Genomic DNA, 26,490 nt, shown 5'->3' with positions numbered 1-26,490 from the left:
AACCGCGTATCACTTTGTCCAGATAGCGGCGTAGATGCCGTTTTCTGCGCTGATGTGAATGGGGTAGAAGCCCTTGGCCTTGAGTTCGTCGAACCGGCTCTGGTAGCCGGCGGCGGTCATGCCGACGTAGGAGGCCCAGGAGCCGTGCTTCTCGTCCTTGCGCCAAACGCCGATGTAGCGGCCGTAGTTGTTCACGGCGACGATGGTGGGGTAGGAGGCGCCCAGCGCTGTCGCGTTTTTGAACTCCTCAGCGTATTGGTCCCGACTCTCGGGGCCGCTGAGCCAGGACGAACCGTTCGTCGACCAGACCGCAATATAGCGCGCTGAACCGTACACACTGGCATCACCGTACACATCGAGCGCGCTCAGCCACATGCCGTTCTTGCGGGCGGTGGCGGTGGTGCTGCGCAACTCGTCGTCGGTGATGTTGTGCTTGGCGACGAACCGAACGCCTGGCTTTTTTACAAAGATGGCGGCGAAGCGGGCGCTTGCGCCGACGCCGGTGGCACTGACCGCGGCGGGCAGGTAACCCTGGGCGGTGTACTGCTCGAAGCGCTTCTGGTAGCCCGCTGAGGACATGTCCTGGTACATGGCGAAGGGAAGTTTGCCCATGGCGCCACCGGAGGTCGACCACACCGCGGCGTAGCGGGAGTGGCCCGAGCTGTCGATCGAGATGCTGACCGTGATGGGCTGGTAGCCCTGAGCGGACAGGGTATTGAACCGCTTGGTCTGCTGGGCGGAGGTGAGTCCGTGGTAGGCGACTATCAGCGGTGCCGTCTGCGCACGCGCATTCCGTGCCTGGGTGGCCCCTGCGGGTGCCGCCTGTGCGGGTGCCGTCGGCGCGATGGCGGCGGTCAGCGTGAGTGCACTCATGGTCGCGCCCACAGCCAAGGTTCTGCGGATCCTTTTCATCATGGTACTTACCTTTCGTTGGAAGCGGCTGCTGGATAATCAGGTAGGGGTTCGACCCGCATAAACCAAAAACCCACATTGGGTCTTTGTGGGCTGTCGGTATACCGGATAACGCGCCCGGGTCACACGGCGGCTCTCTCGGTGAAACCGCAGGCCGGCGCCATTCCAGTCGCTGTCATGTACGGGATGACAGCCCCTTATCCCGCACATCGCTCTGCCCGCTCTCCGCAGTACCGGCATTCCTTTGACCAGCAGGAACACCGGGCGAATATGGATTTTCTGCTTATGTGGGCCGGACCCTAGTTCACCCCTGGTACCAGAACCCATTCACGGAACCAGCACTAGCCGCCTTCTCTTCGGGTTTCCGCATGCCCCCAGCACTTTTTCGCACCGCGTCCCGCCAGTCCCGGACCTCGATGGTCAGTCCTCGACTCTGAGCCAGTCAGAGCATTGGGTGGACTGCGTGTATAGACACATGGTCATGGTGTTCTCATCCTTGAGTGTCCAGTTGGCCCTCGTATTGCCGATATCACCACATGCCGCGACGTCGAAGGGATTAATAGTGGTGCCCGAGTGTCTGAGATTAGTCCCCCCTCGTATACGCCATATGATCGTCTCAGTAGGCACCACACATTGTTCGGGGGTCACCCAATCCTCGGCCAGGACACCGGTTAAACCGCTGGAAACATCCCCAAGCACACGCACCGAAGAAGCGATCGGACCGTTGGAGCGCCACGTTCCGACGATCGTCTTGTCCGCTGGCGACGGAGTCGGGGAAGGATCTGGAGTCGGAGAGACTGGAGTCGGCGGCGGGGTCACCCGCGGGGACCCAGTTATCCGCGAGGGCTCCGGCTCCGGCTTCGGCTCCGGCTTCGGCTCCGGCTTCGGCTTCGGCTTCGGCTTCGGCTTCGGCGGCGATCCTGGGGCTGGGAGCTTCACATCCTGTTTTGCGTCGGTGCCCGCCGGCCGTCCGATGCCCTTGCCAGTCCGCACGTCGAACAGGTGAAACCGGCTGATGCGCTGGGATTTACTCTTCTTCACCACGGTCACCTTCTCCGGGGTGAATCTGGCACGCCAGTCCGCGTCCTTGATAATGTCGGGATCGATGTCCCGGGGGCTCATCGTCGACGCGGCGAGCGGGTTTCCGCAGGTGCACTTGACCACGGGCTGGCCACGTTCGTCGATCAGGACCGCGACGCCCGCCTCCAGAAGGGCTTCGAATACGGTCCCCGCGCCTTTCCGGAAGCCGTGATTCTTGACCAGGGTGTCGTTGCGAAGCAGGACCGGGGTCAGCTTCTTCACGTACTGCGCAATATTTTTGACCTTGATGCCGCGGACCTTGGCCCAGGCTGCGGCCTTCGCGCGGTTCTTGGGATCGGTGAGAAAATCGACCAGCTTGGGCTTGTCGCAGCTTCGTTCCTTCAGGGTGCCGCCGTACAGACCGGCGAGGTCTCCGGGGCGGACGCCGCCGTTGGGGCCCGGTTCGGGAATATTTTCGTCGACGCCCCACGAGTCGGGGAAAAAGGGGTCGGGTCCCAGGAAATCGACCGCGACCGAAATTATTTCGGTCGCGACGAACCAGGCGGTACACCGCACCGCGCCGACCCCGAGCATTACAACCACCGCGGTGACAGCCGCCAGTAAACGCTTCATATGTTCAGGACGGAAGATAACAGCCCGAAATTTAAGGCTCGTCGTCTCGGCACGATGTCTCCTTAGTGATTCGGGTACGGGGACCGGAGCTTGCGAACATAGCGGGCCTGCACGCGGGCTGGTCTGGAGTGACATACCGGTGGCTTTGTTCTACGCGCATCGGCGGAGCGTGACGCGCTCTCGTTCCAATGAGGAATCAGGTCTTGACAGCCGCCGAAGGCTTAAAGCAGCGACCGCTGAGCCGATATCCCTGACTCGGCGTCTTGGATCGGTCGCCCGGCTCATTCGCCACGCAGGCGCGCGTGGATCTCGGCGTGGTCGCCGACTTCTTGGTGCTCGTGCAGGAGTGGCACTGTGCCCGTGCGACTGCGGCCTCCCCGAGACCCGACCGGTGAGTCGCGACATTCCCTTGAGAGCCGTAGAAGGCGGCTAAGGCCTGAGACGAAAGTGCCCCGCGATCGTCATTCCCGCGAATTATCTTTTGTCTGGTTTGCCTTGGTTTGCGCACCTCAACGAGGGCCGACTCGCTACGAAGGGCCGGTGCTGCATATCCGCTCGGCCTCGGCCCCCACTGACCTCGATGCGCTTTTCGTCCCCCGGAACAGGCCGCCCCGATTCTGTGGGCGATCCTCGGGTCACCCGGTTTCCGCAGACGGCTCCCAGGTCATTCGGCCGACAGGATCAGTCCGCTGGTCGGCACGCCCGTGCCCGCGGTGACCAGGACGTTGCGCACGTCGGCGACCTGGTTCACCGAGGTTCCCCTGATCTGCCTGACCGCCTCGGCGATGCCGTTCATCCCGTGGATGTAGGCCTCGCCGAGCTGCCCGCCGTGCGGGTTGACCGGCAGGTGGCCGTCGATCTCGATGCCGCCCCCGGCCAAGAAGTCACGGGCCTCTCCTCTCCCGCAGAAGCCGAGCTCCTCCAGCTGGGTGAGCACGAACGGCGTGAAGTGGTCGTACAGGATCGCGGTCTGGACGTCCGAAGGCCCGAGCCCGGTCTGGTCCCAGAGCCGGCGGCCGACCACCCCCATCTCGGACAGGCCGGTCATGTCGTCGCGGTAGTAGCTGGTCATCATCATCTGACCGGAGCCCGCGCCCTGGGCCGCCCCGGCGATCAGGGCGGGTGACCTGCGCAGGTCCCTGGCCCGCTCGGCGGAGGTGACCACCAGCGCGACGGCGCCGTCGCTTTCTTGGCAGCAGTCGAGCAGGTGCAGCGGCTCCACGATCCACCGGGAGGCCTGGTGCTCCTCCAGGGTGATCGGCCGCCGGTGGAACCACGCGGCGGGATTGGTGGCGGCATGCCGGCGCATGGCCACCGCGACCCTGCCGAAGTCCTCGGATTTCGCGCCGTACGCGTGCATGTACCGCTGGGCGAACATGGCGACCCAGGCCGCCGGGGTCATCAGCCCGTACGGCACGTGCCAGCTCATCTCAAGTCCCTGGGACGAGGGCTCGCCTCCGATCCGGGCGTCGGGCTGGCCGAACCTGCGCCCCGAGCGCTCGTTGAACGCGCGGTAGCAGACCACGGTCTCGGCGACTCCGGTGGCGACCGCCATCGCCGCGTGCAGCACCGTGCCGCAGGCCGCGCCGCCGCCGTAGTGGACGCGGGAGAAGAACGACAGGTCGCCGATGCCCACCTCACGGGCCACGGCGATCTCGTCGTTGCCGTCCTGGGTGTAGGTCACCAGCCCGTCCACGTCCGACGGCGTCAGGCCCGCGTCGTTCAGCGCGGCGAACACCGCCTCGGCGGCGAGCTGGAGCTCGGACCGGCCCGACTGCTTGGAGAACTCGGTCGCGCCGATGCCGGCGACGGCCGTACTCCCCGAAAAGGAGACCACGCTGATGGAACCTTTCTGCGAGGGGGATCGCCGTCAGCGACGGGGGAGGACGAGCCTGACCGTTCCGGAGGCGTGGTCGCCGAGGCTGACCCTGCCCCGGACCTCGACGACGAACCCGTCGTCCTCCCGCGCGACCACGGCGCCGGTGAAGGTCAGCTTGTCGCCCGCGTAGGCGGGGGCGCCGAGCCTGACGTTGATGCCGCGGAGGATCGCCTCGGGGCCCGCCCAGTCGGTGACATAGCGCTCGACGAGGCCCATCGTGGTCAGGATGTTGAGGAAGATGTCCTTCGACCCCTGTGCCCTGGCACCCTCGACATCGTGGTGGACCGATGTGAAGTCCATCGTCGCCAGCGCGGTCGAGACGATCAACGTGGGACTCAGATCGATCGCGAGATCGGGAAGAACCGTGCCGATCTCGACCTCGTCGTCGGTAAGTGTCCGCATCACGCCTCCCGGGGGACCCACATGGGCAGGATCAGCTCGTCGTCCATCTGGCGATACGTCACACGCACCGGCATACCGATACCCACTTCGGAAGGTTCACATTCCAGTACGTTGCCCACGAGGCGCACGCCCTCCGGCAACTCCACCACCGCGACCACGAACGGCGTCTCGCGTCCGGGAACCGGCGGATGGTGGTGCACGACGTAGCTGTAGACCTCGCCCTCCCCCGTGGCCACCACGTGCGTCCGGCCGGCCGAGCGGCACGAGGGGCAGACCGGCCCCGGCGGGTGCCGGAGCTCCCCGCAGTCGGCGCACTTCTGGATCCGGAGCTCGCCCTTGGCGACCCCCTCCCAGAAGAACTCGGTGTCCCTGTTGACCGCGGGCCTCAGCGGGTACGGCGCGGCCTTCGGCGGATCCTCCTCCCGCTCCCTGGGCCGGAACTTCAGCACCCGGAACAGCATCCGGGCCACGGGCTCGTCGCCCGAGTACCAGGTGACGTCCCAGGTGACGAAGTAGCCCTCGCCGAGCGCGGTCCTCTTCGGCCCGGAGAGCCCGGTGAACCGGGTGGCCGGGACCGTCCTCTCGCCGAGCCTCAGGTAACGGTGGTAGGTCTGCTCGCAGTTGGTCGCGACCACGCCCGTGTAGCCGTTCTCGTCCAGCGTCCTGAGCACGTCGTCGACCGGCGTGCTCACCTGCTTCCCGCCCCGGTTCACGCCCGGCATGGTCCAGACCTGGATCATCGCCGGGGGCGCCACGATCTCCCCGTGCACGCCGTCCGCCGCCGCCTCGGGATCGGTGTAGAGGGGGTTGGCGTCTCCTATGGCGTCGGTCCAGTGCCGGATCATCGGAAGGTTCACCGGGTCGGTCGCGGCCATCCCCCGGATTTCGCCGGCCTCGATCTGCCGCTCGGCCAGGGCGGTGAGCCGTTCGTGGAAGGCGTCGTCCTCCGTCACCGCCGCCGCGTTCGTCCCGCCCTCCGCGCCCGTCATCGGGGCGGCCTCGGCAGGCTCAGGCCGAGCATGGCGATGAGCTCCCGCTGGACCTCGTTGACGCCGCCGCCGAAGGTGAGCACGAGCCCGCCCTTGGCCCCGCGGTCGACCCGCTCCATGAGGTCCGCGGTCTCGGGGTCGGACGGGTCGCCGAAGCGGGCCAGGACGTCGCCGACGATCCTGCCGACGTCCTGCAGCCGCTCGGAACCGTAGACCTTGGTCGCCGAGGCGTCGGGGGCGCCCAGCCAGCCGAGGTCCATGTTGGCCGCGACCTGCCAGTTCAGCAGCTCGTTGGTCCTGAAGTAGGCGTAGACCTGGCCGAGCGCCCGGCGCACCGCGGGCTCCTCGATCCGGCCCGTACGGCGGGCCCAGCTCAGGAACCGGTCGTAGGTGTGGGCGATGTTCCCCGCGGGACCGAGCGTGACCCGTTCGTGGTTGAGCTGGTTGACGATCAGATCCCAGCCCTTGTTCTCCTCCCCCACCACCATGTCCACCGGCACGCGCACGTCCGTGTAGTACGTGGAGTTGGTGTGGTGCCGCCCGTCCATCGTCCTGATCGGGGTCCACGAGAAGCCGGGGTCGGCGCAGTCCACGATCATCATCGTGATGCCGCGGTGCTTCTTGGCGTCCGGGTCGGTGCGGGCCGCCAGCCAGATGTACTGGGAGTAGTGCGCGCCCGAGGTGAAGATCTTCTGCCCGTTGACGACGTAGTGGTCGCCGTCGCGGACGGCGGCGGTGCGCAGGGACGCCAGGTCGGTGCCCGCCCCCGGCTCGCTGTAGCCGATCGCGAAGTGGCACTCCCCGGCCAGGATGCGCGGCAGGAAGAACTCCTTCTGCGCCTCCGTGCCGTACTGCATGAGGGTCGGGCCGACGGTCTGGACCGTGATGATCGGGTAGGGCACCTCGGCGCGGGCGATCTCGTTGGCGAAGATCTGCTGCTCCAGCGGGCCGTATCCGCCGCCGCCGTACTCCTTCGGCCAGCCCAGCCCGAGCTTGCCGTCACGGCCGAGGTTGCGGCAGTGCTCCATGTAGACCTGGCCGAACGGGTCTGTGGCGATCCTCTTGCGGTCCTCGTCGGTCAGGCAGGCGCCGAAGTACTCGCGCAGCTCGCCGCGGAGTCTCTTCTGCTCGGGGGTCAGGTCGATCAGCATCAGACGCGTGCTCCGATCGTGTCGAGCCGGGCCTCCACGCCGCCCAGCAGGTGGGCGTGGTGTTTGCCCCAGGAGAAGTAGCGGTGCAGCGGGTAGGTCACGTCCACGCCGATCCCCCCGTGCAGGTGCTGGCAGATGTAGAGCGCCCGGAGCGCCGCGTCGGTCACGGTGAGGGCGCCGACGGCCAGGTCCGTCTCGGCCTCCTCGGGCGATCCCTCGGCCAGCAGCCACGCCCCCGACCACACGGCCACGTCCAGTGCCCGTCCGGCGATGTAGACGTCGGCGATCTGCACGGTCACCGCCTGGAACTCGGCCAGCGCCCGGCCGAACTGCTTGCGGGTCCTGATGTACTCCGTGGTCAGCGTCAGCGCTCCGGCCAGGACTCCGGAGGAGACGGCGATGATCCCGGCCAGTGCCAGCCGGCGCAGCTCGTCGAACGCCGCACCGTCCGCGGCCCCCACCGGCTCGCCGGGGGTGTTCTCCAGGACGAGCGCGGCGGCGGGCTCGCCGGTGGTGGTGGACACCGGCCGCATGGTCACCGCCGCCGGTTCGACCAGGAACAGGCCGACGCCGTCGTCGGTGACGGCGGGGACGAGGATCCTCGACGCCTCGGCCGCGTAGGAGACCGTGCTCTTGACGCCGTCCAGCACCCACCCGTCGCCGTTCCTGCGGGCGGTCGTGGCGGGTGCGGCGCCGAGGTCGCGGCCGGGCTCGCGCAGCGCGGAGGTCAGCACGATCTCGCCGTCGGCCAGCGGGGCCAGCGCCTCGCGCTGCTCGCGGGAGCCGTGCCGGGCGATGACCAGCGCGGCGACCAGGCTCTGCTCGGCGGGAACCGGGGCCACGTGGCCGCCGATCTCCCTCAGGACGACCGCCAGTTCGATCGGTCCGAGCCCGGCGCCACCCGCCTCCTCGGGGAGGCAGACGCCGAGTATCCCGGCCTGGGCGAGGGAGTGCCAGAGGCCGGTGTCGTACGGCGCGCCGCTCGCCTCGTGGGCTTCCAGCCTGGCGACGGTCACCTCCCGGCCGAGCAGCTCCACCGCGAGTTTGCGCAGGTCGGTCTGCGTCTCATCAAGATTGAAGTCCACTAGCGCTCCAGGGGTGCTGTCGACCGTGCTGATGAACCCGTCGTCGATCCGCCGGACATCCCGTTTCCCGCGAGGAATGCCGGGATGCCACGCCAGCCGTTCCAAAAAATAGAACGGATTCTATTCCGCGTCTAGGGGTTGCCGGCCGCAACAGGTGGCGACATAACCTCCGTACCGCATATCCCATGTAAGGGTGGGGCGTCTTTGTGACCGGCGAGTAACTCATCCGAGCCTCCGGAAATCAGATAACGTGTTCTCATGCGCACCCCGCATGTGCCCGCCGGGATCCGGGTCACCCCGCTTCCCGCCGGCACGACAGCCCCGAGCGACGCCGAATCGGCCATGACCAGGGGGGCATCCGGCATGCAGAGCGAATCGGCCTCCACGGGCGTCCGTACGAGAAGCCAGCACCAGCGGCGCAAGCGCATCGTCCAGGCGGCCGCCGCCCTCGCCTCTCGCGGCGGCGTCGAGGCCATGCAGATGCGCACGGTCGCCGAGCGCGCCGGAGTCGCCCTCGGGACCCTCTACCGCTACTTCCCCTCCAAGATGGATCTCGTGGTCGCCGTCGTCGGCGAGGAGATAGACCTTCTGGAGAGCAGCATCGAGCGCCGCCCGCCCAGCGCCGTCACGGCGTCGGGACGTGCCGTCGACATCCTGATGCGCGCCACCCGGGGCCTGATGCGCGAGCCCGAGCTCGCCGACGCGCTCATCCGCTCTCTGATCATGGCCGAGGTCGACACCCCGTTCGGCGACCGCATGGCGGGGCTGCTGCTCCGCGTCGCCGGAGACGACCTCACCGTGGAGAGCGCCACCGAGGAGGAGTTCGCCCTCGCGGGCTCGCTGTCCAGCGTCTGGGTGCACGAACTGTTGGAGATGCTCCGCGGGCGTCGCACGTACGAGCAGATCCAGCGCCGCATCGAGATCGCCGCCGCCCGCCTGTTCGCCGATTTCCAGGCCCCTCCTTCCGCCTCCGTCTGAGACGGTGCCGGGTGATCGCTCGGGCGGGATGCCTCCTACCGCCGGTTCGCGTCCGGGCGGCGGACGATGTCCGGGATCGGGTCCACGACGTGTCGCGCGAGTGGATCCGTCACGACGGACGGGATCCGCGGCCTTCGCCGGCCTCGTTGAAGATCGACGGCGTCAATTGAGCGCCCGCCTCCTGAAGCCGTATGGCACGAGGGCCGCCGTGACCGCGAGGAGCGCCAGCAGCCCCCAGTACGCCACGTGCTGGCGGGTGAGGCCCTCGGCGTTCTGAGCGAGCGTGGCCGAGACGGCGAGGAGGTAGAGCCACGCGCCCAACGCCCATCGCAGGTCGCACGTCAGTCGGCCCGCGTAGACGGCCAGGCCGAACAGGGCGAGCTCCAAGGCGACCCGGCTCAGGCTGATGACGTAGGAGGTCCCCGGCGCCATCCAGGCGGGACCCGCCCACGCCGCGGGAAGGATCGCGGCCGTCCACCACCACGAGCGGGTGCGCGGCGGCCCGCCGCGCACGGCCAAGGCCAGCAGGCCGACCAGGGCCAGCGCGTAGCCGGTGGCGACCGGCGCCGGCCCGGTCATCCCGAAGAGGGCGTCATCGGTGAGCAGGCCGGGGTCGACGGGCAACAGGGTCTGCTCGAAGAGCTGCCCGCCGTACGCGATCGTTACCGCCTTGGCACCGGTGAGCAGCACGAGCGGCAGTGCCGGCCACATCCTTCCGCGCAGCACCGCGAGCAGCGCGAGCGCGGACAGGGCCGTCCACAGCGGGATGGAACCGGCGTAGGGCAGCAGCGCGGCCAGATGGGCGACCGACAGTGCGGTGACGCCGAGATGGAGTCCGCCTGCCCAGGCGGAGCCCTGCGCCGCGTCGGCGAGCCGCTCACGCAGCCCGCCGAGCACCAGCCCGGCCGCCTCGCGGACCTCGGGAACCCTGCGGTCGGGCCCGGCCATCTCCAGCAGGACGTCGAGCAGTTCGTCGCCGTGGACCGAGCGGTAGGAGCGCGGGTAGGCCCGCAGGAACCTGCGGTACCGCCGTTCGAGGTGCGTCATGCGAGCCGGGCCGCCCTGTTCGTCACCAGCGCGGCGACCTCCTGCATGCGGCGCGCCTCGGCGAGCACGACGGCGTGGCCGCCGTCGGTGATCCTGAAATAGCGGCGACTGCGGCCGCTGACGGTCTCCTCGCGGTCCACCATGATCATCCCGCGCTCGCAGAGCCGCTCCAGGATGCCGTACAGCGTGCCGACCGCGGGGCGCACGCGACCACCGGACAGCTCACCGATCCCCTTTATGATCGCGTGCCCGTGCATCGGGCCGTCGAGGAGGACGGTGAGCACGAAATACATCGGCTCGCTGACCTCAGAGGTTCCCCTTGGCATACGGCAGACCGTATTTCGTGCAACGAAGTATCACAACTCTTGCCATGCCTCGCCGGGATCCGTCCGCGTAGGCCACCTCGATGAGGGGGTCCTGTCCGGTGCGTCGCCCTCCTCTCGCCATGTCCCGCGCGGGATGTGGCGAGGGCTCACCGGGGGCCCCGCCCCCGGTGAGCCCGTCGACGCCGAACGGCCCAAGGACACCGAGGTCGGCTTCGGACGGTTCGAGACCGCGGAGCCGACCTCGGCGCGCGTGGACGGGTCAGGCGCTCACCCGACCGCGTAGGCGCGAGTGATCGCCTGAGTGAGACCGGCGCCGGACGTGTCGGTCACCGTCACTCGCAGTGAGACGAACCCCGGCGTGCGCGGGTTCGGCACCGCGGCGGTCCATCCCGAGGGGCTGGGAGCCGCCGGGATCCGGTGCCAGCTCGCGCCGTCGTCGGAGGACATCTCCAGCCGGAGGGACCTCACCGTCGCCTTGGGCGCCCCGGGGTTCCGCTCGATCCACATCGGCAGCCGGGTCAGCGAACCCGGCTTGGCGTGGTTGAGGTCGTCGAGCCCTTCGGGGGCGTAGCGCACCGCCATCAGCGGCAGCGGCTGCTCCTTCGCGGTGTTCGCCGAGCGGAACGTCCAGGTGGCGTCCACCGCCGTCGACAGCGTCGAGTACGGCACCTGCCTGCGCATCGACGTGCTCAGCGTGTAGGCGGCGGCCTCAGCCGGCAGGTCGGCACGGAACTCACACGTTTTCGGGTCGTAGTAGAAGCAGCCGGCGATGTCGGTCTTGGCGATCACCTGCCCGCTCCCGGTGAGGGTGGCGGTGCCGGTGGCCTCGCCGTCCGTCCCGGTCCGTCCCGCCGTGCCGTCGGCGAAGAACGTGCCGGCGGAGAGCGTCAGTCTGTCGCCGGTACGGCTGCCGCCGGGCCTGGCGAACGAGGGGCCGGTCACGGCGGCGTTCCACGTCTCCCGGATGTGCTCGCGCTTCAGGGCCCTGCCTTCGTCGGCCAGTACGGACGCGCCGACCTCAAGTCCGCTGTCCCAGACCAGCCCCGGCGTCCGGTAGTGGGTGAGCGTGCCGGGCAGGTCCATCTCCCCCACGGGTGCCGTGAAGAACGTGGCCTCGGTGTCGCGGAGTCGGGGCCCGGTGAGCGGCCAGCCCTTGGCCGCCACCCCGGACGCCCGGTAGGTCGCCGTCACCTTCGCGAGGTCCCGCTGCCTGACGGCGTACGTGGGATCTTCGGGAAGCCCGTCGGTCCTGCGGTCCACGAGGTCGTAGACGTACGGGCTCGGTGAGACGTCCTTGCTCTCCCAGAGGGTCCTGAGCATGTAGCGCAGTCCCTTCTGGCGCACGGGAACGGTGAAGACCTCTTTTTCGGGTTGCGTGGGGGACGACCAGAGCGTCCAGCCCATCGTCCACGGTCCGTAGCCCATCTGGGCCTCAATGACGGGTTGACGTACCGCGGTCGGGTCGTCAAGCGTGATCCGCACGCGCTTGCCCTGGCGGGCGTCCAGTGTCATCTGCTGGTCGGCGTCGTCGACCTCCAGCGTGGTGTGGGCGATCGTGACCCCGGTCGTCCTCCCGATGACCTCCCAATAGAGGTTCCACTCGCCCTTGGGCAGCCGGATCTTGGCGATCCCGTTCTGGAAGCCCAGATCGCGAATGGCGCCGGTCTTCGGGTCGTAAACCTGGGCGTAGGCGTCGACGGGCGCGCCATCCCTGCCGATGGCGTTGACGGTCACGTCGTAGGACTCCGGCTCGACGTACGCGCCGGCCAGGGTGCGGATCACGGTCTCGCCCGACCTCGCGGTGACGGTCCCGAGATAGTCGCCCGGCGCCTTCCCGCCACCGTCGATCGTGAGCGTGACCGACGCCTGCCCTCCGGCGGGCACCTCGATCCGCTGAGCGGAGAGCTTCAGCACCTCTCCCTCGGCGGTGAGGTCGAGGGAGAGGGGAGCGTCTCCGGAGTTGGCGTAGGTGATGGTCTTGACCGCCGTCCGCTCGTCCGGGCCGTTCCAGGGGAAGGCGGCCCACACGTTGCCCGGCACGGCCACGACCTGCTGGGCGAGCGCGCGGACCAGATCCACCCGCCCGCTGCCCTGCTGGTACGGCGTCGCGCCGGCCGAGGGCGCGGCGCTGCCGATGAGTGCGGCCTTGAGCTGCTGCCCGGTCCACTCGGGGTGGCGCTGGGCGAGGATCGCCGCGGCTCCGACCACGTGCGGGGCGGCCATCGAGGTGCCACTCATCGCGACGTGGGAGCCCTCGGCGGTGCCGGCGGCCGCGGCGGCCACGATGCCCACGCCCGGCGCGGTGACGTCCGGCTTGATCGCGTGGTCGCCCTCACGCGGTCCGGTGCTGGAGAAGGGAGCCATCCGGTCCTCCCTGTCGACGGCGCCCACCGTGAGGGCGGCGTCGGCGCCGCCGGGGCTGTTCACCGGCGCTCCGCCGCCGTTGCCCGCGGCGACGACGAACAAGGTGCCCGTCCGCTCCGACAGCGAGTTCACCGCCTGCTCCACGGGGTCGAGCTCCGGCGTGTCCATCGTGCCGAAGCTCATGTTGACGACCCTGGCCTTGACCTCGACGGCGGCCCATTCCATCCCCGCCAGGATGGCAGACTCGGTCAGGCCGGAGGCGCTGCCCACCTTGCCGATGGCGAGCTTCGCGTCCGGCGCCACCCCCCGGTACTTCTCCCCGGCGCCGGCGACGGTCGAGGCGACGTGGGTACCGTGACCGACGGCGTCGCGGATGTCGGGATCCTCGCTGAAGTTGCGCTCCTGCGCCACCACACCCTTCAGATCGGGATGGTCGGGGTCGTAACCGGAGTCGAGCACGGCGACCGTGACCCCCTTGCCGGTCATGCCCTGCTTCCACGCCTCGGTGGCACCGATCTGCTTGACGCTCTGGTCCAGGGTGAAGGACCGGCGGCCGTCCAGCCACAGCTTCGTCGTCCCCGCGGCCAGAGTGCGGGCACCGTCCGTCAGGTCCTTCCACGTCTGGGCCGCACTCGCCTTGGGCACGCGGAGCGCGCTCATGCCGAGATCTGCGAGCTGCCGGGTCTGCCGCGCGCCCAGAGGCGGGGGAGCCAGCCCCTTGGACGACTGGGTGATCACCGGGATGTCGGCCGTGTCGGCGTCGCCGTAGCGCCACGCCAGAAGCTGGGTGACGTCGAACAGCCGCCGGTCGAGCACTCCCTTGGCGATCAGGGGCCTGGCATCGGACGGGATCACGTACAGGTGGCCCTCGCGCACCTGCTTCATGAACCCGACCTGCCTGCCGGGGCCGGGCTCCACGCGATACCCCTTGCCGACGACCACGACCCGGTCACCGGTGATCAGGGTCACTCCGCTCACCTTTCCGGCGCTCCCCTTTCCGGCGCTCGGCTCCGGGGCGCCGGCCTGCCCGCCCTGCGTCGGCGTGAGGCCGAGCGTTCCCGCCAGGAGAACGGCGATGAATGATCTACCTAAAGTCATAAACTGCCTCTTTCGGCAATAGGGGATGATCTACGTCCGTGGTGACGGTCAGCCGGGCACCAGGTCGGCGGCATTCGCCGCGTGGCCGTGGGAGGGGACGCGCACCGCTCAGGGCCGCCGGGGTGATCCGGCCGGCGCCGTGGGTGGATTCGCGGCGCCGTGGCGTTCGAGGCAGAGGAGCAGAATCGTCCCGACGCGGGAAGCCGCCCGGGACAACCCAGGTCTCACATGCCGAACTCCGCGTCGATTTCCTCGATGATGGCCGAGTCGGCGGGTGAATAGCGGGCGTAGAAGTCCTTGCCGCACGCGAGGTCGTCCAGGGCGTCCTCGATCCCCCTGGCCAGGTACGGCCGGGCCTGTTCCGCGGTGAGTTCCCGCTCCCCCTGGCCGAGTCTCTTCAATTGCGCGCCGAACGTCCGAGATCCGCGCTGGGCCAGGTCCGTCGGCTTGCGCGAGGTGACCCGGTATCCCTTCGCCACGAGGCAGTCGCCGAACGCGACGGCCTGCTCCACCAGACGCGGATCCCCGTCGAGCCGCCGCGTCCTGAGCTGCCGCAGAGCGTCCCCCCGCTGTGTGATGAGGTCGAAGAAACTTTTCACCTCCTTGTGCAGCACCGCCTTGAATGCCTCGTGGGCGCACGTCCCGAGGTCCGCTTGGTAGACGATGAGCTGGCTGTCGTTCAGGCGGCCCAGCAGGTTGACATACCGGTCGTCTTCATCAGCGACGAGGGCGCCTGCGGCGGGGTCGTCGGGATAGACGTACGAGGCGAAGATCTGGTGACCGTACTTGGCCCTCAACTCCCTGGCCGCGACGTGATCACCTTCGGCCGCCCTGCGCTGCGGGTCGGTCTTCTCGGGCTTTCGAGAGACGTGCGGGACGTACTTGAAGCCCTTCTTCTTCATGCAGCCGGCTTTCATCTGCTCCATCTCCCACTGGGCCTCGGTCGCACCCGGCGGCTTGGAGGGCGTCGTGAATGCGATCGCCTTCGGCGCGCATCCCGTCAGCAGGGAAAGGGCCAGGGCGGTCCCGAGGACGGCTTTCATGGATCTTCAGGAATGGGGCGCGCACCGCGCGGCGGCACCGCCTGGAACGGAAGGGAGCTCATCGGCTCAACAGCTCTGATGATCTTTGGCACGGCGACGAAGATACTCTGTTAAACGTAGCGTTGCAATATGTCCAATGATTTCCGGTCTTGTTCCGGCAGGGTAGATCGAGGCCGGCAGGTGCGACGGAACGATCCGCGAGCTTCCGCTCAGATCTTCCGCCTGAAACTAGAACGGGTTACAGTCTCAGTCGGAAGGCGATCAGAACAACGTTCTGGACAGACGCGCCAGGGGACCGGCTCGCGGACGCCGGTTCCGAGCCGCCGGGCGAGAGGATCCCCATGGGTGCAGTGATCGTCGAAGCCGTACGAACTCCGATCGGCAGGCGCAACGGCTGGCTGGCGGGGGTGAAGCCGCAGGCGCTGCTCGCCGCGGCGCTCAACGGCCTGATGGCGAGGTCCGGAATCGATCCGGCGATCGTGGGCCAGGTCTTCGCCGGATGCGTCACGCAGGCGGGCGAGCAGGGCGGGCACGTCGGGCGGAACGCCTGGCTGTACGCGGGCCTGCCGTACCGGACGGGTGTGACCACGATCGACGCGCAGTGCGGATCCTCGCAGCAGGCCGTGCACCTGGTCGCCGCCCTCATCCAGGCGGGCGTCATCGACGTCGGCGTCGCCTGCGGCGTCGAGGTGATGAGCCGGGCGCCGCTCGGCAGCAACGTGCTTCCCGCGAGGCCCCGGCCGGACGACTGGGATCTCGACCTGCCCGACCAGTTCACCGCCGCCGAGCGGATCGCGCAGCGGCGCGGGCTGACCCGAGAGCGGCTCGACCTGTTCGGCGCGCGGTCGCAGCGGCTCGCAGCGGAGGCGTGGGCCGCCGGCCACTTCGACCGGGAGGTCGTCCAGGTGACCGCGCCGGTCCTCGGCGAGGACGGCGGGCCGACCGGCGAGAGCCGTACGGTGGACAGGGACCAGGGACTGCGGGAGACGACCGTCGAGGGGCTCGCGAGGCTCAAGCCGGCGATGGGGGGCGACGGCCTGCACACCGCGGGCACCTCCTCCCAGATCTCCGACGGCGCCGCGGCGGTCCTGCTGATGAGCGAGGAGGCCGCCGCCCGGTACGGCCTCCGCCCCCGGGCGCGGATCCTCGCCCAGGCCCTCGTCGGCTCCGAGCCGTACTACCACCTGGACGGCCCGGTGGACGCGACCGCCAAGGTCCTCGCCGACACGGGAATGACCGTCGAGGACATCGATCGATTCGAGATCAATGAGGCATTCGCCTCGGTGGTCCTATCCTGGGCATCGGTGCACAAGCCGGATATGGACCGGGTCAACGCCAACGGCGGCGCCATCGCACTCGGCCACCCCGTCGGTGCGACCGGTTCCCGGCTGATCACCACCGCCCTGCACGAACTGGAGAGATCCGACTCCTCGACCGCGCTGGTATCGATGTGCGCGGGCGGGGCGTTGGCCACCGCCACGATCCTCGAGCGCCTTTGAACGGCGCCGATAAGGAGCAGTCCCCCGTGAAGTCCCGCCGCAGGCCGTACAGCGAGCAACGCCCGATCGACGCCGGCGGCGGGGTGTGGAGCGTGCCCGTCCCGATCCCCGGCAACCCGCTCGGCTACACCCTGATCTACGCGATCGAGTCCCCCGCCGGACCGGTGCTGGTCGACGCGGGGTGGAACGATCCGCAGTCGTGGCTGGCGCTGCGTGACGGGCTGAGCGCGGTCGGCATGGACATCCGCGACGTCAGGGGCGTGGTGGTCACCCACTTCCATCCCGACCACGCGGGGCTGGCCGGGCAGGTCAGGGAGGAGTCCGGGGCGTGGATCGCCATGCACGAGGCCGACGTCGCTCTGGTCAGGCTCATGCGCGACTTCGCGGACGGCGCGCACCAGGACTTCCAGGCCGACATGCTGCGCCGGGCCGGGGCGGGCGCCGTCGAGGTGGAGGAGGTGACGGCGACCCGGCCGAGGCCGCCCGCGCAACCCGACCTCGTCCTTCGCGACGGTGACCTGATCGACGTGCCGGGGCGCAGGCTCCGCACGATCTGGACCCCCGGCCACACCCCCGGTCACATCTGCCTGCACCTTGAGGACGCCGATCGGATCTTCACCGGGGATCACGTGCTCCCGGCCATCACCCCGCACATCGGCATCTATCCCTACGATCGCGCGGACGTCGACCCGCTCAGCGACTTCCTGACCTCGCTGGAGAAGGTGAAAAACCTCGGCGACCTCGAAGCCCTCCCCGCCCATGAATGGATATTTCCGGATACGGCGGCCCGCGCGATGGAAATCATCGCGCACCACGAGGAGAAGCTCGTAGGGATCGCCGCCCTGCTCGCCGAGGCGGAAGGACCGCTCACCATCTGGGAGATCGCCGCTCGGATGACCTGGAACCGTCCGTGGGCGGACTTTCCCGCGATACTGCGCGGTATGGCGGCCGGCGAGGCGGCGGCCCATCTGCGCACGCTGGAGGTCCGCGGCGTGATCCGTCGTACGACGGAGATTGATCCGGTCCGCTTCGCCCTACACTCTTAGGGTAGACATCGGATGTTTGGGCGACCCTGAGGACGGTGGAGTGTGGCGGTCACCGACGCCGCGATCGACAAGATCAAGCAGATGATCCTGTCTGGCGAGCTCGCTCCGGGCAGCAGGCTGCCCAAGGAGGCCGATCTGGCCGAGCGGCTCGGCCTGTCACGAAACTCCCTGCGCGAGGCCGTCCGCGCCCTGGCCCTGATCAACGTGCTGGACGTGCGCCAGGGCGACGGCACCTACGTGACCAGCCTGGAGCCGCGGCTCCTGCTGGACGCGATGTCGTTCGTGGTCGACTTCCACCAGGACGACACCGTCCTGCAGTTCTTCCAGGTCCGGCGGATCCTGGAGCCCGCGGCGACCGCGATGGCCGCGACGCGGATGTCCGAGACGGAGATCACCGAGCTGCGCAAGATCCTCGACGCGCTGCCCGTGGACCCGAGCGTCGAGCAGCTCGTCGCCAACGACCTCCGGTTCCACCAGCTCATCGCGGAGGGTTCCGGCAACGCGGTGCTGTGCTCTCTCATCGAGAGCCTGTCGGGCCCCACCACCAGGGCCAGGATCTGGCGGGGTCTCACCCAGGAGAACGCCCTGGAGAAGACCCGGGAGCAGCACGGCGCGATCTGCGAGGCCATCGCCTCCCGCCAGCCGGAGATCGCGCGGGCCTGGGCCACGGTCCACATCGCCGGCGTCGAGGAGTGGCTCCGCAGCGCCCTCGCCTGACCGGGTCACGCGGCGCCGGTGCGCACCGCGGTGACCGCCAGCGTGGTGAAGGGCACGGTAAAGCCGCCCCCGATCGCATCGATGGCGGCCCCGACGCCCTTCAGCACCTCGGCCAGCCTGTCCGGTGGGAGCTGTGTGAGGGCGCCGGTAGTGGGCGCCAGGTCCAGCCACTCGTCGCGGGTGTAGGAACGCTCCCCGTCGAATCGCCACCGCTCCGGGTCGCCGAACCCGCCCGCCTCCCGGATCCCGTCGGCGAACGTGGTGAACATCGCCTGGTAGAGGTCCAGGGCCGGCCTCGGCGGTTGGCCGTTGAATGGACCTGTTCGACTCGATCGCTGTGGCGATCGTCAGTCTCGTCATCTTCCGGGACGAGCTGCGCGCCCGGCTACGCCAGACCAGGCCGGCCCATAGCGTCCCGGTCCTGGCGGAAGCCGCGGCCATGATCGCCTCCTACCTCACCGACGAGTGCGAACTGGGCCGCATCGCGGCCGACGCGGACGTCGACTCGCTCGCGCTCTCACTGATCGGGGCCGGGCACCTGCTGTTCGCCGATCGGGAGAGCGCCCCGCCGGACACCGGAGCCGTCGACAAGGTCGTGACCACGGTCATCGCCGATGTCGTGCAAAGACGGCTGCTGTGAACCGCCCGGCGGCAGGCCGCTCGACGCAAGGCGTGGGGACATCAAGGAGGTCCGGCCGTACGAGCAGGTGACCGTCGTCGATCCGGCCGAGTGGCTTCCGCCCGCCTTCCGGCTCAGGATGGCCTCTTCGGCGTCGTCCTACGGCTTGAGCTGCCCGTGCCGGTGCACCGGTCCATCGGCTCACCGGCCAGGCCGAACGTGAGCGCCGGCGTACGCAGGTGTCTGTGCGCAGGTCAGATGCCTCGTTCGATGGAGTCCATGAGTCGTTGTTCGGCTTCGCGGGCTTGTACGGGAAGCAGGCCGCGCAGAGGGCCGTCGATGAGAAGTACGGCCAGGCCGTGCACGGCAGACCAGACGAAGTATTCCGCGCCAGGGCGGCGGTCGGGCGGCAGGACGCCGGCCTCGACGAGGTCCTCCAGTGCGGCGCCCAGGAGCTGGAACGCGGTCAGGCCACCGGCTCCGGCGGCGGATTCACCCCCGGTGTCGACCATGTCGGTGGTGGAGAACGCGGCACGGAAAAGTCCCGGTTCGGCCTGGGCGAAGCGCAGGTAGCCGGTGGCGAGGGCGCGGATGCGGGCGCGGGCGGACTCGGCCGGGTCGCCGGTCGACGGCAGGGCGGCCAACTCGGTTTCCATGGCGGAGGCCAGTTGGGCCAGCGCCGCCTGGGAGACGGCGCGCAGGAGGGCGCGGCGGTCGGCGAAGTGGCGGTAGGCGGCGTTGGGGACCACGCCCGCCCGTCGGGTGACCTCACGCAGGATCACCGCGTCCGGTCCACCGCCGCGGGTCAGTTCGAGTCCGGCCTGAATCAGCGCATTGCGCAGATCGCCGTGCCGGTAGGTGTTGCGCTTTGGTACGCCCGCGCTGGAATCCATCACCACTCCAATATGTGGACAGCATCCACTTAGCTGTGTAACCTACGAGCGTTCACCCTCGAGCAACTCCGCTCTCTGCGGCGCCGCAAATGTGGACATCGTACACAAGGCCCATCGGCGGCTGCCACCTCCGCCCTGCGGCACCACGCGGGCGGCATCCGACCCCCTCATCACGCTTCACTTACGGAGAATCGATGGATGACGCAGTGCGGCTTGAGTCGCTGACGAAGACATACGGCTCGGGCGACAGCGCGGTGACCGCGCTCCGCGATGTCCACCTGAGCTTCCCCAGGGGGACGTTCACCGCCGTCATGGGGCCGTCCGGCTCAGGGAAGTCGACGCTGCTGCAGTGTGCCGCCGCCCTGGACCGGCCCACATCCGGCCGGGTGTTCATCGACGGGACGGACATCGCGGGGCTGAACGAGACCGCGCTCACCGAGCTGCGACGAGAGTCGACCGGTTTTGTCTTCCAGGCGTTCAATCTGCTGCCCTCGCTGACCGCCGAGCAGAACGTGGCGCTGCCGATGCGGCTGGCCGGGCGCAAGCCCGACCGGCGGACGGTGCAGCGGGCACTTGCCCAGGTGGGGCTGGAGAAGAAGGCCGGGAGCCGTCCCGGTCAGCTCTCCGGCGGCCAGCAGCAGCGTGTCGCCATCGCCCGCGCACTGGTGACCCGTCCGGCTGTGCTCTTCGCCGACGAACCCACCGGCGCGCTCGACCTCACCACAGGACGCGAACTTCTGGACATGCTGCGGAAACTGGTCGACAGCCCCGTGGACGACGGGCTGGCCACGGTGGTGATGGTCACGCACGATCCGAACGTGGCCTCGTACGCCGACCGGGTGCTGTTCCTCGCCGACGGCGGCCTGGCCGGCGAACTGATCTCTCCCACACCCGAAGCGGTCGCCGCGCGAATGACGGATCTGACGGTGTCCCGATGATCAGAGTGGCCTTCCAGACCCTGCGGGCCCGCTGGGTGTCGTTCCTCGGCACCCTTGTGGCGCTGGTGCTCGGGGTCGCCCAGGTCGCGGCCATGGGCGTGCTGCTGATGACCATGTTCAATCTGCCGGACCGGCCCGCGGAACGGTTCGCCCAGGCCCTGGCGGTGGTGCAGCCCTCCGACCCGACGTGGAACTCCGCCCGGCACGACCTCGGCATCCGCTCCCTGTCGGAAGCCAGGGGCGTTTCCCCGGAGCTGCGGCAGAAGGTCGCCGCCACCGGCGAAACCGTGGTGGATCGGGCCTTCTACGCTCAGCTCGAAGGCGGTCCCAAGGACCAGGTCGGGCACCCGTGGCCGGTGGCGCGATTCGGCGGTTACGCGTTGAAGGACGGCAGGCAGCCGTCGTCCGACAAGGAGATCGTCGTCGCTTCCGACCAGGCCCGTACCGGCGACAGGGTGACCGTCCTGACCGCCGCGGGCGTCGCGCGGTACACGGTGAGCGGCACCGTCTCCCCGGTCGCCTGGGAGGACGCGGTCTTCTTCACCGACGCCGAAGCGGCCCGGCTCTCCCCGCGGATCGAGGCCCTGGTGGCACTCGGCCCGACCGACAAGGTGCGCGAGGCCGTCGGCAAGGACGCCGAGGTGCTCACCAAGCAGGATCGCCACAAGGCGGACGCCAGCGAGGAACGCGACCGCGAGACGCTGGACAACACCATCACATTGGTACCGGTGATGGCCGGCGTGGCAGGCACCACAGCGATCTTCGTGGTGGCCTCCACCTTCGCCTTCGCGGTGATTCAACGCCGTCGCGAGATCGCCCTGCTCCGTGCCGTCGGCGCCACACCCAGACAGGTGCGCAAGATGGTGCGGAGCGAGGCGTTGCTTGTCGGCGTCCTCGCTTCGGCGGTCGGCACGGCACTCGGCCTGCTCGGTGCGCGACTGCTCGCCGACATGCTCATCGAGATGGGCATCTCACCCCCCTGGTTCGAGGTCGAACCCTCGCTGCACTGGACCGTGCTGGCGCCACTCGCCGGCGCCTTCCTGCTCGGCCTCCTGGTGGCGCTCGGCGGGGCGGTCGCCGCCGCACGGCGGGCCGGGAACATCCCTCCCGTCGAGGCGCTGCGCGAAGCGGCGGTCGACGACACCGGTATGACACCGAGCCGGCGGCTGCTCGGCGCCGCCGGGCTGATCTGCGGTGTCGGCTGGACCGCCTGGATCGCCGTCGGCGACCCGGGCAACGTCCTGTCGCCCAACACCTATGTCGTCTCACTGATGATTCCGGTGCTGGCCGCCGCGGTGCTCGCACCACTCGCCGTCGGACCGCTCACCAAGCTGCTGATGTGGCCGTTCAACCGCTTCTCGGGACCCACCGCCATGCTGGTACGGGAGAGCGCGCTGACCTCGCGGCGTCGCGTCGCCGCCACCGCGGCGCCCATACTGCTCACCGTCGGACTGACGTTTTCACTGATCGCCGCCACCGACTCGCTGAGTGCCGCACGCGACAACGGACTGCACAATCAGGTGAGGTCGGAGTACGCACTCGCCCCCGACGGCACTCCGGGGATCAGCCCGCAGGTGACCGACCGGGTCTCTCATATCAACGGAGTGCAGATCGCAGCCCCTCTCCTCACCACCATCTACACCCCCGACGAGGGACGGCTGGAGGAGAACGACGGGCTCGTCGTGGACCCTGCCGCGCTGAAGCGGACGATGGAGCTGCAGGTAGTCGACGGCTCCCTGGACGATCTGGACGACAACAGCACGATCGTGGCCGATCTGTGGGGCATGCACGTCGGCTCGACGCTCCAGGTTCTGATGGCCGACGGCCAGAAGGTCAACCTGCGCATCGCGGCGACCTACAAGGCGCTACCCGGCGAGGACGTCGCCTATCTGCCCCAGAGGTTTTCCAAGACCGCCGCCTACGCCCGCGACGGACTCGCGCGGCGCGCCTACATCTCGCTGGAACCCGGCACCGACCGGGCCGCCACCATCGCGGCGATCCGCGAGGCGGTCGACGGAACCGGGGCGAGCTTCATGACCAGGGATCAACTGGTCGCATCCGAGAGCGTGTACGCACGTCATCTCACCGAGGTGCGGCAGCGCTCCACCGCCTTGATCATCGTGCTGTTCTGCTTCATCGCGATCCTCAACACCCTGCTCATGGCGACCGCCGACCGGCGACGCGATCTGGCGGTGCTCCGGATGGCCGGGGCGACGCCGAAACAGGTCGTGCGGTTTTTCGTCGCCGAGTCACTGCTGGTGGCCGCCATCGGGCTGGCACTCGCGCTGGTGGCGACCGCGGTGAACCTCTCCGGCCTGTGGGCCGCGCAGCTCCAGCTGTTCGGCATGACGCCCATCGTGGTGCCGTACGCAGTGGTCATCGGCGTCACGGTCATGTCCACGCTGCTCGCCGTGGTCGGCACCGTGCTGCCCGTCGGCGCGGCACTGCGTGCCAGGACGGTGCGACTCGTCGGCACCCGCGAATAGCCGAGACCCGGCCCGGATCGAACGATCCCGAGCCGGGCGCGGTTCTCCCGCCGATCAGCTCGTCAAGCCGGCGAACATCCCGGGCTCGTAGGAGCCCCCCTGGTTGCGCACGATCACACCGAGCCGGTTGGCCGCGTTGATCATGGCGATCAGGTAGACCAGCGCGGCGATCTGGTCGTCGTCGTAGTGCTCGCGCACCCGGGCCCAGGTCGCGTCGGACACGCCGTGAGAGGCGTCGGCGAGCCGGGTGCCCTCCTCGGCGAGCGCCAGCGCGGCCCGCTCGGCCTCGGTGAACACGGTGGACTCGCGCCAGGCGGCGACCAGGTGGAGCCGGACCGCGCTCTCCCCGGCGGCCGTGGCCTCCTTGGTGTGGTAGTCGACGCAGAAACCGCAGCCGTTGATCTGGCTGGCGCGCAACATCACCAACTCCTGGGTGTCCCTGGGCAGAGGCGACTGCTGGATCGCCAGGCTGACGTTGGTGAACCGCTTACCGATCTTGGCGCCGATCTCGTTGGTCATCAGGTTGAAACGGGGTTCCATGACGTTGTCCTCACTCGTGGGCTGGCGCGCCGCGCGGATCGTTCGCGCGGCGCCCGACGGACAAGAGACGCCGCCGATCCGACCCCTGTGACGACGTGGCGATGTGACGTGCGCCACCGATCACGGGTGTCACAAAGCGGTGGGAAGCGGCGTCTTGTGCGTGTGGCACGATCGAGAGCGAACGGGCGGGAGCCGGCGATGAGTGAGCACGGCGAGCGAACAACGGACACCGGCGAGCGGCTCGCTCGCGGCGGCCCCATGGACTCCGCCACCGAGGCGTTCGTCGCCCATCGCGACCTGCTGTTCACCGTCGCCTACGAGATGCTCGGCTCGGCCGCCGACGCCGAAGACGTCCTGCAGGAGACCTGGTTGCGGTGGACGAACGTCGAGCTGGGCACGGTGCGGGATCACCGTGCGTATCTGGTCCGGATCACCACCAGCCAGGCGCTCACCCGGCTGCGCACACTCGGCCGGCGCAAGGAGTCCTACGTCGGCCCCTGGTTGCCCGAGCCGCTGCTGACCTCGCCCGACGTGGCCGAGGACGTCGAGCTGGCCGACAGCGTCTCGATGGCGATGCTGCTGGTGCTGGAGACGCTCGCGCCGACCGAGCGGGCGGTGTTCGTGCTGCGCGAGGTGTTCGATCTGGCCTACGACGAGATCGCCGAAGCCGTCGGCAAGACCCCCGCCGCGGTACGCCAGATCGCCCACCGGGCACGGGCCCACGTCGCCGCCCGCCGGCCACGCGGCATCGTTTCCGCAACCGAGACCCGAGACGCGCTCGCGGCGTTCCAGCGGGCGGTCGAAACGGGAGACATGCGGAGCCTGCTCGACATACTCGCGCCGGATGTCGTCTTCCTGAGTGACGGTGGCGGTGTCGTGCGGGCCGCGCTGACGCCCGTCGTGGGAGCCGACAGTGTGGTCCACGTGCTGGGCAGGATCGCCGCCGCGGTGTCGCTGCGCCCGGCACAGGTCAATGGCTGTCCGGCGCTGGTTCTGCGGCTCGACGGCGAGGTCGACACCGTCATGGCGGTGCGCGTCGACGACGGCCTCATCACCGGGCTCTACGCCGTCCGCAATCCCGAGAAGCTGTCACACATGGAGCGGGAGACCGCCCTGCGCCGCTGAGCCGTCCCGTGCCGCATGAGGAGCCGAGACTGACCGCCTGGCCGGCACAGGGCCGGAACGGCACGCGGCACCGTCGTCAACGCCCCGGGTCGGCACGGGCCCGGGCGATGAGGTCCGGGTTCGCGTCGGCGATCCGCCGCCGCATCGGACGCCGGCGCAGGGCGTCGAGCGCCTCGTCGATGAGACGGCTCAGGGGGAACGACAGCTCGGCCTCGAACTCGGTGGCCGCTGCGGCGGTGGCGGCCCACTCGGCGTCCAGCACGGGGAGGAGCGGCTCGGCCTTCGGCGACAGGCTGACGATCCGCCGGCGGGCGTCCTCGCCCGGGGTGATGGCGACCAGGTCCTGCTTGACCATCTGGGCCACCGTCTGGCTCGCCGCGGAGTGGGTGACACCGATCGCCCGCGCCAGGTCGCGGATCGAGCTGGGACCCGAGGCGGCCAGCACCCGGATGACCGGGGTGAACCGGGGACGGAACCCGTCCAGCCCGAGGTCGGTGTAAACGGCCGCGACATCGCCGTCCAGGAGATCCAGCAGGTGGCGTAGCCGGGTTCCGAGCAGTTCGGGTCCGGTTGCGGGAGAAGCCATGAAAGGAATATAACAGCGCTGTTGTATTTCAGTCGAAGGGACCCTGGACATGACCGAGCGCTATCCGCCGATCGAGCCGTACGACCACGGGATGCTCGACGCCGGTGACGGCAACCTCGTCTACTGGGAGGTCTGCGGCAACCCGGACGGCAAGCCCGCCCTCGTCGTCCACGGCGGGCCGGGATCGGGGTGCTCCCCCGGCCTGCGCCGGTACTTCGACCCGGACCGCTACCGGGTGGTCCTGTTCGACCAGCGCGGCTGCGGACGCAGCACCCCGCACGCGAGCGACCCGGCCACGGACATGAGCCTCAACACCACCGAGCACCTGCTGACCGACATGGAGAAACTGCGCGAGCACCTCGGGATCGACCGCTGGCTGCTCTTCGGCGGCTCGTGGGGGTCCACGCTGATCCTCGCCTACGCCGAGCGTCACCCGCACCGGGTGTCGGAGATCGTCATCCCCTCCGTCACCACCAGCCGGCAGTCGGAGATCGACTGGCTCTACCGGGGCGTCGGGCGGTTCTTCCCCGAGCAGTGGGACCGGTTCCGGGCCGGCGTCCCCGAAGCCGACGGCGACCTCGTCGCGGCCTACGCGCGCCTCATGGAACACCCCGACCCGGACGTGCGGGCGAAGGCCGCGACCGACTGGGTCACCTGGGAGGACGCCGTGATCTCCATGGAGCCCAACGGCGCGCCGAACGCCTACAGCGACCGCCCGCCGGCCGCCCTGCTCGCGTTCGTCCGGATCTGCTCGCACTACTTCGCGCACGGCTCGTGGCTCGACGACGACGTCCTGCTGCGCGAGGCGGGACGCCTGGCCGGGATCCCCGGCATCCTGATCCACGGCCGCCTCGATCTGGGAAGCCCGCTCGGCACCGCCTGGGAGGTGGCCCGCGTCTGGCCCGACGCGGAGCTGATCGTCGTCGACGACTCGGGGCATACGGGCAGCGACTCGATGCGCGCGGAGATGCGCGGCGCGCTCGACCGGTTCGCCCGGCGGTAAAGCGACCTCCGGGGAACCGCACAGCCGAACCTCGGCCGGACGTCGAGACCACCCGGCAGCGCCCCGTCCTCTGCCCCCGAGGAGGAGCCGGACGGGTTTCTCACCGCCGTG

At 69.3% G+C, this 26,490-nt stretch carries 24 protein-coding genes; 9 read left to right on the top strand and 15 right to left on the bottom strand.

What is annotated here, in order from left to right; genetic code table 11:
- Nucleotides 1–9 precede the first annotated feature (9 nt).
- From J2853_RS41840 to J2853_RS41810, 7 genes are all read right to left on the bottom strand, one after another.
- The gene (locus tag J2853_RS41840; protein ID WP_307567092.1) at nucleotides 10–915 is read right to left on the bottom strand and encodes a hypothetical protein; all 906 of its coding nucleotides are present in this window, start codon (nucleotides 913–915) and stop codon (nucleotides 10–12) included.
- 417 nt (nucleotides 916–1,332) lie between these two features.
- Nucleotides 1,333–2,565, bottom strand: a complete 1,233-nt coding sequence (locus tag J2853_RS41835) for a DUF6777 domain-containing protein (protein WP_307567091.1) — start codon at nucleotides 2,563–2,565, stop codon at nucleotides 1,333–1,335.
- Between the two features lie 664 nt (nucleotides 2,566–3,229).
- Nucleotides 3,230–4,402: a lipid-transfer protein gene (locus J2853_RS41830; RefSeq protein ID WP_307567090.1), complete on the bottom strand. Its 1,173-nt coding sequence runs from the start codon at nucleotides 4,400–4,402 to the stop codon at nucleotides 3,230–3,232.
- A gap of 33 nt (nucleotides 4,403–4,435) precedes the next feature.
- Complete coding sequence (locus J2853_RS41825) at nucleotides 4,436–4,846, bottom strand: MaoC/PaaZ C-terminal domain-containing protein (RefSeq protein WP_307567089.1); 411 nt, start codon at nucleotides 4,844–4,846, stop codon at nucleotides 4,436–4,438.
- A complete protein-coding gene (locus tag J2853_RS41820; protein ID WP_307567087.1) occupies nucleotides 4,846–5,835 on the bottom strand; it encodes a bifunctional MaoC family dehydratase N-terminal/OB-fold nucleic acid binding domain-containing protein in 990 nt (329 codons plus the stop codon). Before J2853_RS41820 ends, J2853_RS41825 begins: the two co-directional genes overlap by 1 nt.
- The gene (locus tag J2853_RS41815) at nucleotides 5,832–6,986 is read right to left on the bottom strand and encodes an acyl-CoA dehydrogenase family protein (protein ID WP_307567085.1); all 1,155 of its coding nucleotides are present in this window, start codon (nucleotides 6,984–6,986) and stop codon (nucleotides 5,832–5,834) included. The genes J2853_RS41820 and J2853_RS41815 overlap by 4 nt, the downstream gene beginning before the upstream one ends.
- Nucleotides 6,986–8,071, bottom strand: a complete 1,086-nt coding sequence (locus J2853_RS41810; protein WP_307567083.1) for an acyl-CoA dehydrogenase family protein — start codon at nucleotides 8,069–8,071, stop codon at nucleotides 6,986–6,988. Before J2853_RS41810 ends, J2853_RS41815 begins: the two co-directional genes overlap by 1 nt.
- A gap of 342 nt (nucleotides 8,072–8,413) precedes the next feature.
- On the opposite strand from J2853_RS41810, the gene J2853_RS41805 reads away from it, so the two are divergent.
- Nucleotides 8,414–9,049, top strand: a complete 636-nt coding sequence (locus J2853_RS41805) for a TetR family transcriptional regulator (protein ID WP_370879558.1) — start codon at nucleotides 8,414–8,416, stop codon at nucleotides 9,047–9,049.
- A 162-nt stretch (nucleotides 9,050–9,211) separates the two neighbouring features.
- Here J2853_RS41805 and J2853_RS41800 read toward each other — a convergent pair whose 3' ends face one another.
- The 4 genes from J2853_RS41800 to J2853_RS41785 form a co-directional block, all read right to left on the bottom strand.
- Entirely contained in the window at nucleotides 9,212–10,096 is an 885-nt protein-coding gene (locus J2853_RS41800) for a hypothetical protein (protein WP_307567081.1), read from the bottom strand.
- On the bottom strand, nucleotides 10,093–10,422 hold the full coding sequence (locus J2853_RS41795) for a PadR family transcriptional regulator (protein WP_307567080.1): 330 nt from the start codon (nucleotides 10,420–10,422) through the stop codon (nucleotides 10,093–10,095). Before J2853_RS41795 ends, J2853_RS41800 begins: the two co-directional genes overlap by 4 nt.
- Nucleotides 10,423–10,689: 267 nt before the next feature.
- On the bottom strand, nucleotides 10,690–13,884 hold the full coding sequence (locus J2853_RS41790) for a S8 family serine peptidase (RefSeq protein WP_307567079.1): 3,195 nt from the start codon (nucleotides 13,882–13,884) through the stop codon (nucleotides 10,690–10,692).
- A gap of 224 nt (nucleotides 13,885–14,108) precedes the next feature.
- The gene (locus J2853_RS41785; RefSeq protein WP_307567078.1) at nucleotides 14,109–14,927 is read right to left on the bottom strand and encodes a hypothetical protein; all 819 of its coding nucleotides are present in this window, start codon (nucleotides 14,925–14,927) and stop codon (nucleotides 14,109–14,111) included.
- A 341-nt stretch (nucleotides 14,928–15,268) separates the two neighbouring features.
- Between J2853_RS41785 and J2853_RS41780 the strand changes: the two genes are divergently transcribed.
- The 3 genes from J2853_RS41780 to J2853_RS41770 are packed head-to-tail and all read left to right on the top strand — an operon-like array spanning nucleotide 15,269 to nucleotide 18,189.
- Nucleotides 15,269–16,426, top strand: coding sequence for a steroid 3-ketoacyl-CoA thiolase (locus J2853_RS41780; protein WP_307567076.1), 1,158 nt, complete (start codon nucleotides 15,269–15,271; stop codon nucleotides 16,424–16,426).
- Nucleotides 16,427–16,452: 26 nt separating this feature from the next.
- On the top strand, nucleotides 16,453–17,472 hold the full coding sequence (locus tag J2853_RS41775) for an MBL fold metallo-hydrolase (RefSeq protein ID WP_307567075.1): 1,020 nt from the start codon (nucleotides 16,453–16,455) through the stop codon (nucleotides 17,470–17,472).
- Between the two features lie 42 nt (nucleotides 17,473–17,514).
- Nucleotides 17,515–18,189 (top strand): FadR/GntR family transcriptional regulator, encoded by a 675-nt coding sequence (locus J2853_RS41770; protein ID WP_307567074.1) that lies wholly within the window; start codon nucleotides 17,515–17,517, stop codon nucleotides 18,187–18,189.
- Nucleotides 18,190–18,194: 5 nt separating this feature from the next.
- Here J2853_RS41770 and J2853_RS41765 read toward each other — a convergent pair whose 3' ends face one another.
- Complete coding sequence (locus tag J2853_RS41765) at nucleotides 18,195–18,458, bottom strand: hypothetical protein (RefSeq protein ID WP_307567072.1); 264 nt, start codon at nucleotides 18,456–18,458, stop codon at nucleotides 18,195–18,197.
- Nucleotides 18,459–18,502: 44 nt separating this feature from the next.
- Between J2853_RS41765 and J2853_RS41760 the strand changes: the two genes are divergently transcribed.
- Nucleotides 18,503–18,829, top strand: coding sequence for a hypothetical protein (locus J2853_RS41760; protein ID WP_307567070.1), 327 nt, complete (start codon nucleotides 18,503–18,505; stop codon nucleotides 18,827–18,829).
- A 233-nt stretch (nucleotides 18,830–19,062) separates the two neighbouring features.
- Here the strand turns inward: J2853_RS41760 and J2853_RS41755 are convergent, their stop codons facing one another.
- On the bottom strand, nucleotides 19,063–19,701 hold the full coding sequence (locus J2853_RS41755) for a TetR/AcrR family transcriptional regulator (RefSeq protein WP_307567068.1): 639 nt from the start codon (nucleotides 19,699–19,701) through the stop codon (nucleotides 19,063–19,065).
- Nucleotides 19,702–19,895: 194 nt separating this feature from the next.
- Between J2853_RS41755 and J2853_RS41750 the strand changes: the two genes are divergently transcribed.
- Both J2853_RS41750 and J2853_RS41745 read left to right on the top strand, forming a co-directional pair.
- Nucleotides 19,896–20,639, top strand: coding sequence for an ABC transporter ATP-binding protein (locus tag J2853_RS41750; RefSeq protein WP_307567066.1), 744 nt, complete (start codon nucleotides 19,896–19,898; stop codon nucleotides 20,637–20,639).
- Entirely contained in the window at nucleotides 20,636–23,125 is a 2,490-nt protein-coding gene (locus J2853_RS41745; protein ID WP_307567064.1) for an ABC transporter permease, read from the top strand. The genes J2853_RS41750 and J2853_RS41745 overlap by 4 nt, the downstream gene beginning before the upstream one ends.
- Before the next feature lie 54 nt (nucleotides 23,126–23,179).
- Here J2853_RS41745 and J2853_RS41740 read toward each other — a convergent pair whose 3' ends face one another.
- Nucleotides 23,180–23,665 carry a carboxymuconolactone decarboxylase family protein gene (locus tag J2853_RS41740; RefSeq protein WP_307567062.1) on the bottom strand — a complete coding sequence of 162 codons (486 nt, stop codon included), beginning with the start codon at nucleotides 23,663–23,665 and terminating at the stop codon, nucleotides 23,180–23,182.
- Nucleotides 23,666–23,923: 258 nt separating this feature from the next.
- Here J2853_RS41740 and J2853_RS41735 point away from each other — a divergent pair, with 258 nt between their 5' ends.
- Nucleotides 23,924–24,790, top strand: a complete 867-nt coding sequence (locus J2853_RS41735) for an RNA polymerase sigma-70 factor (RefSeq protein WP_307568996.1) — start codon at nucleotides 23,924–23,926, stop codon at nucleotides 24,788–24,790.
- 76 nt (nucleotides 24,791–24,866) lie between these two features.
- On the opposite strand, the gene J2853_RS41730 is transcribed toward J2853_RS41735, so the two are convergent.
- A complete protein-coding gene (locus J2853_RS41730) occupies nucleotides 24,867–25,376 on the bottom strand; it encodes a MarR family winged helix-turn-helix transcriptional regulator (protein WP_307567061.1) in 510 nt (169 codons plus the stop codon).
- Nucleotides 25,377–25,425: 49 nt separating this feature from the next.
- Between J2853_RS41730 and pip the strand changes: the two genes are divergently transcribed.
- Nucleotides 25,426–26,379: a prolyl aminopeptidase gene (gene pip / locus J2853_RS41725; protein WP_307567058.1), complete on the top strand. Its 954-nt coding sequence runs from the start codon at nucleotides 25,426–25,428 to the stop codon at nucleotides 26,377–26,379.
- Nucleotides 26,380–26,490: the final 111 nt, after the last annotated feature.

This window comes from Streptosporangium lutulentum (genome assembly GCF_030811455.1).
Taxonomy (GTDB): Bacteria; Actinomycetota; Actinomycetes; order Streptosporangiales; family Streptosporangiaceae; genus Streptosporangium; species Streptosporangium lutulentum.
The sequence above is the reverse complement of the archived record's forward strand: the minus strand, read 5'-3'. Positions and strand labels throughout refer to the sequence as shown.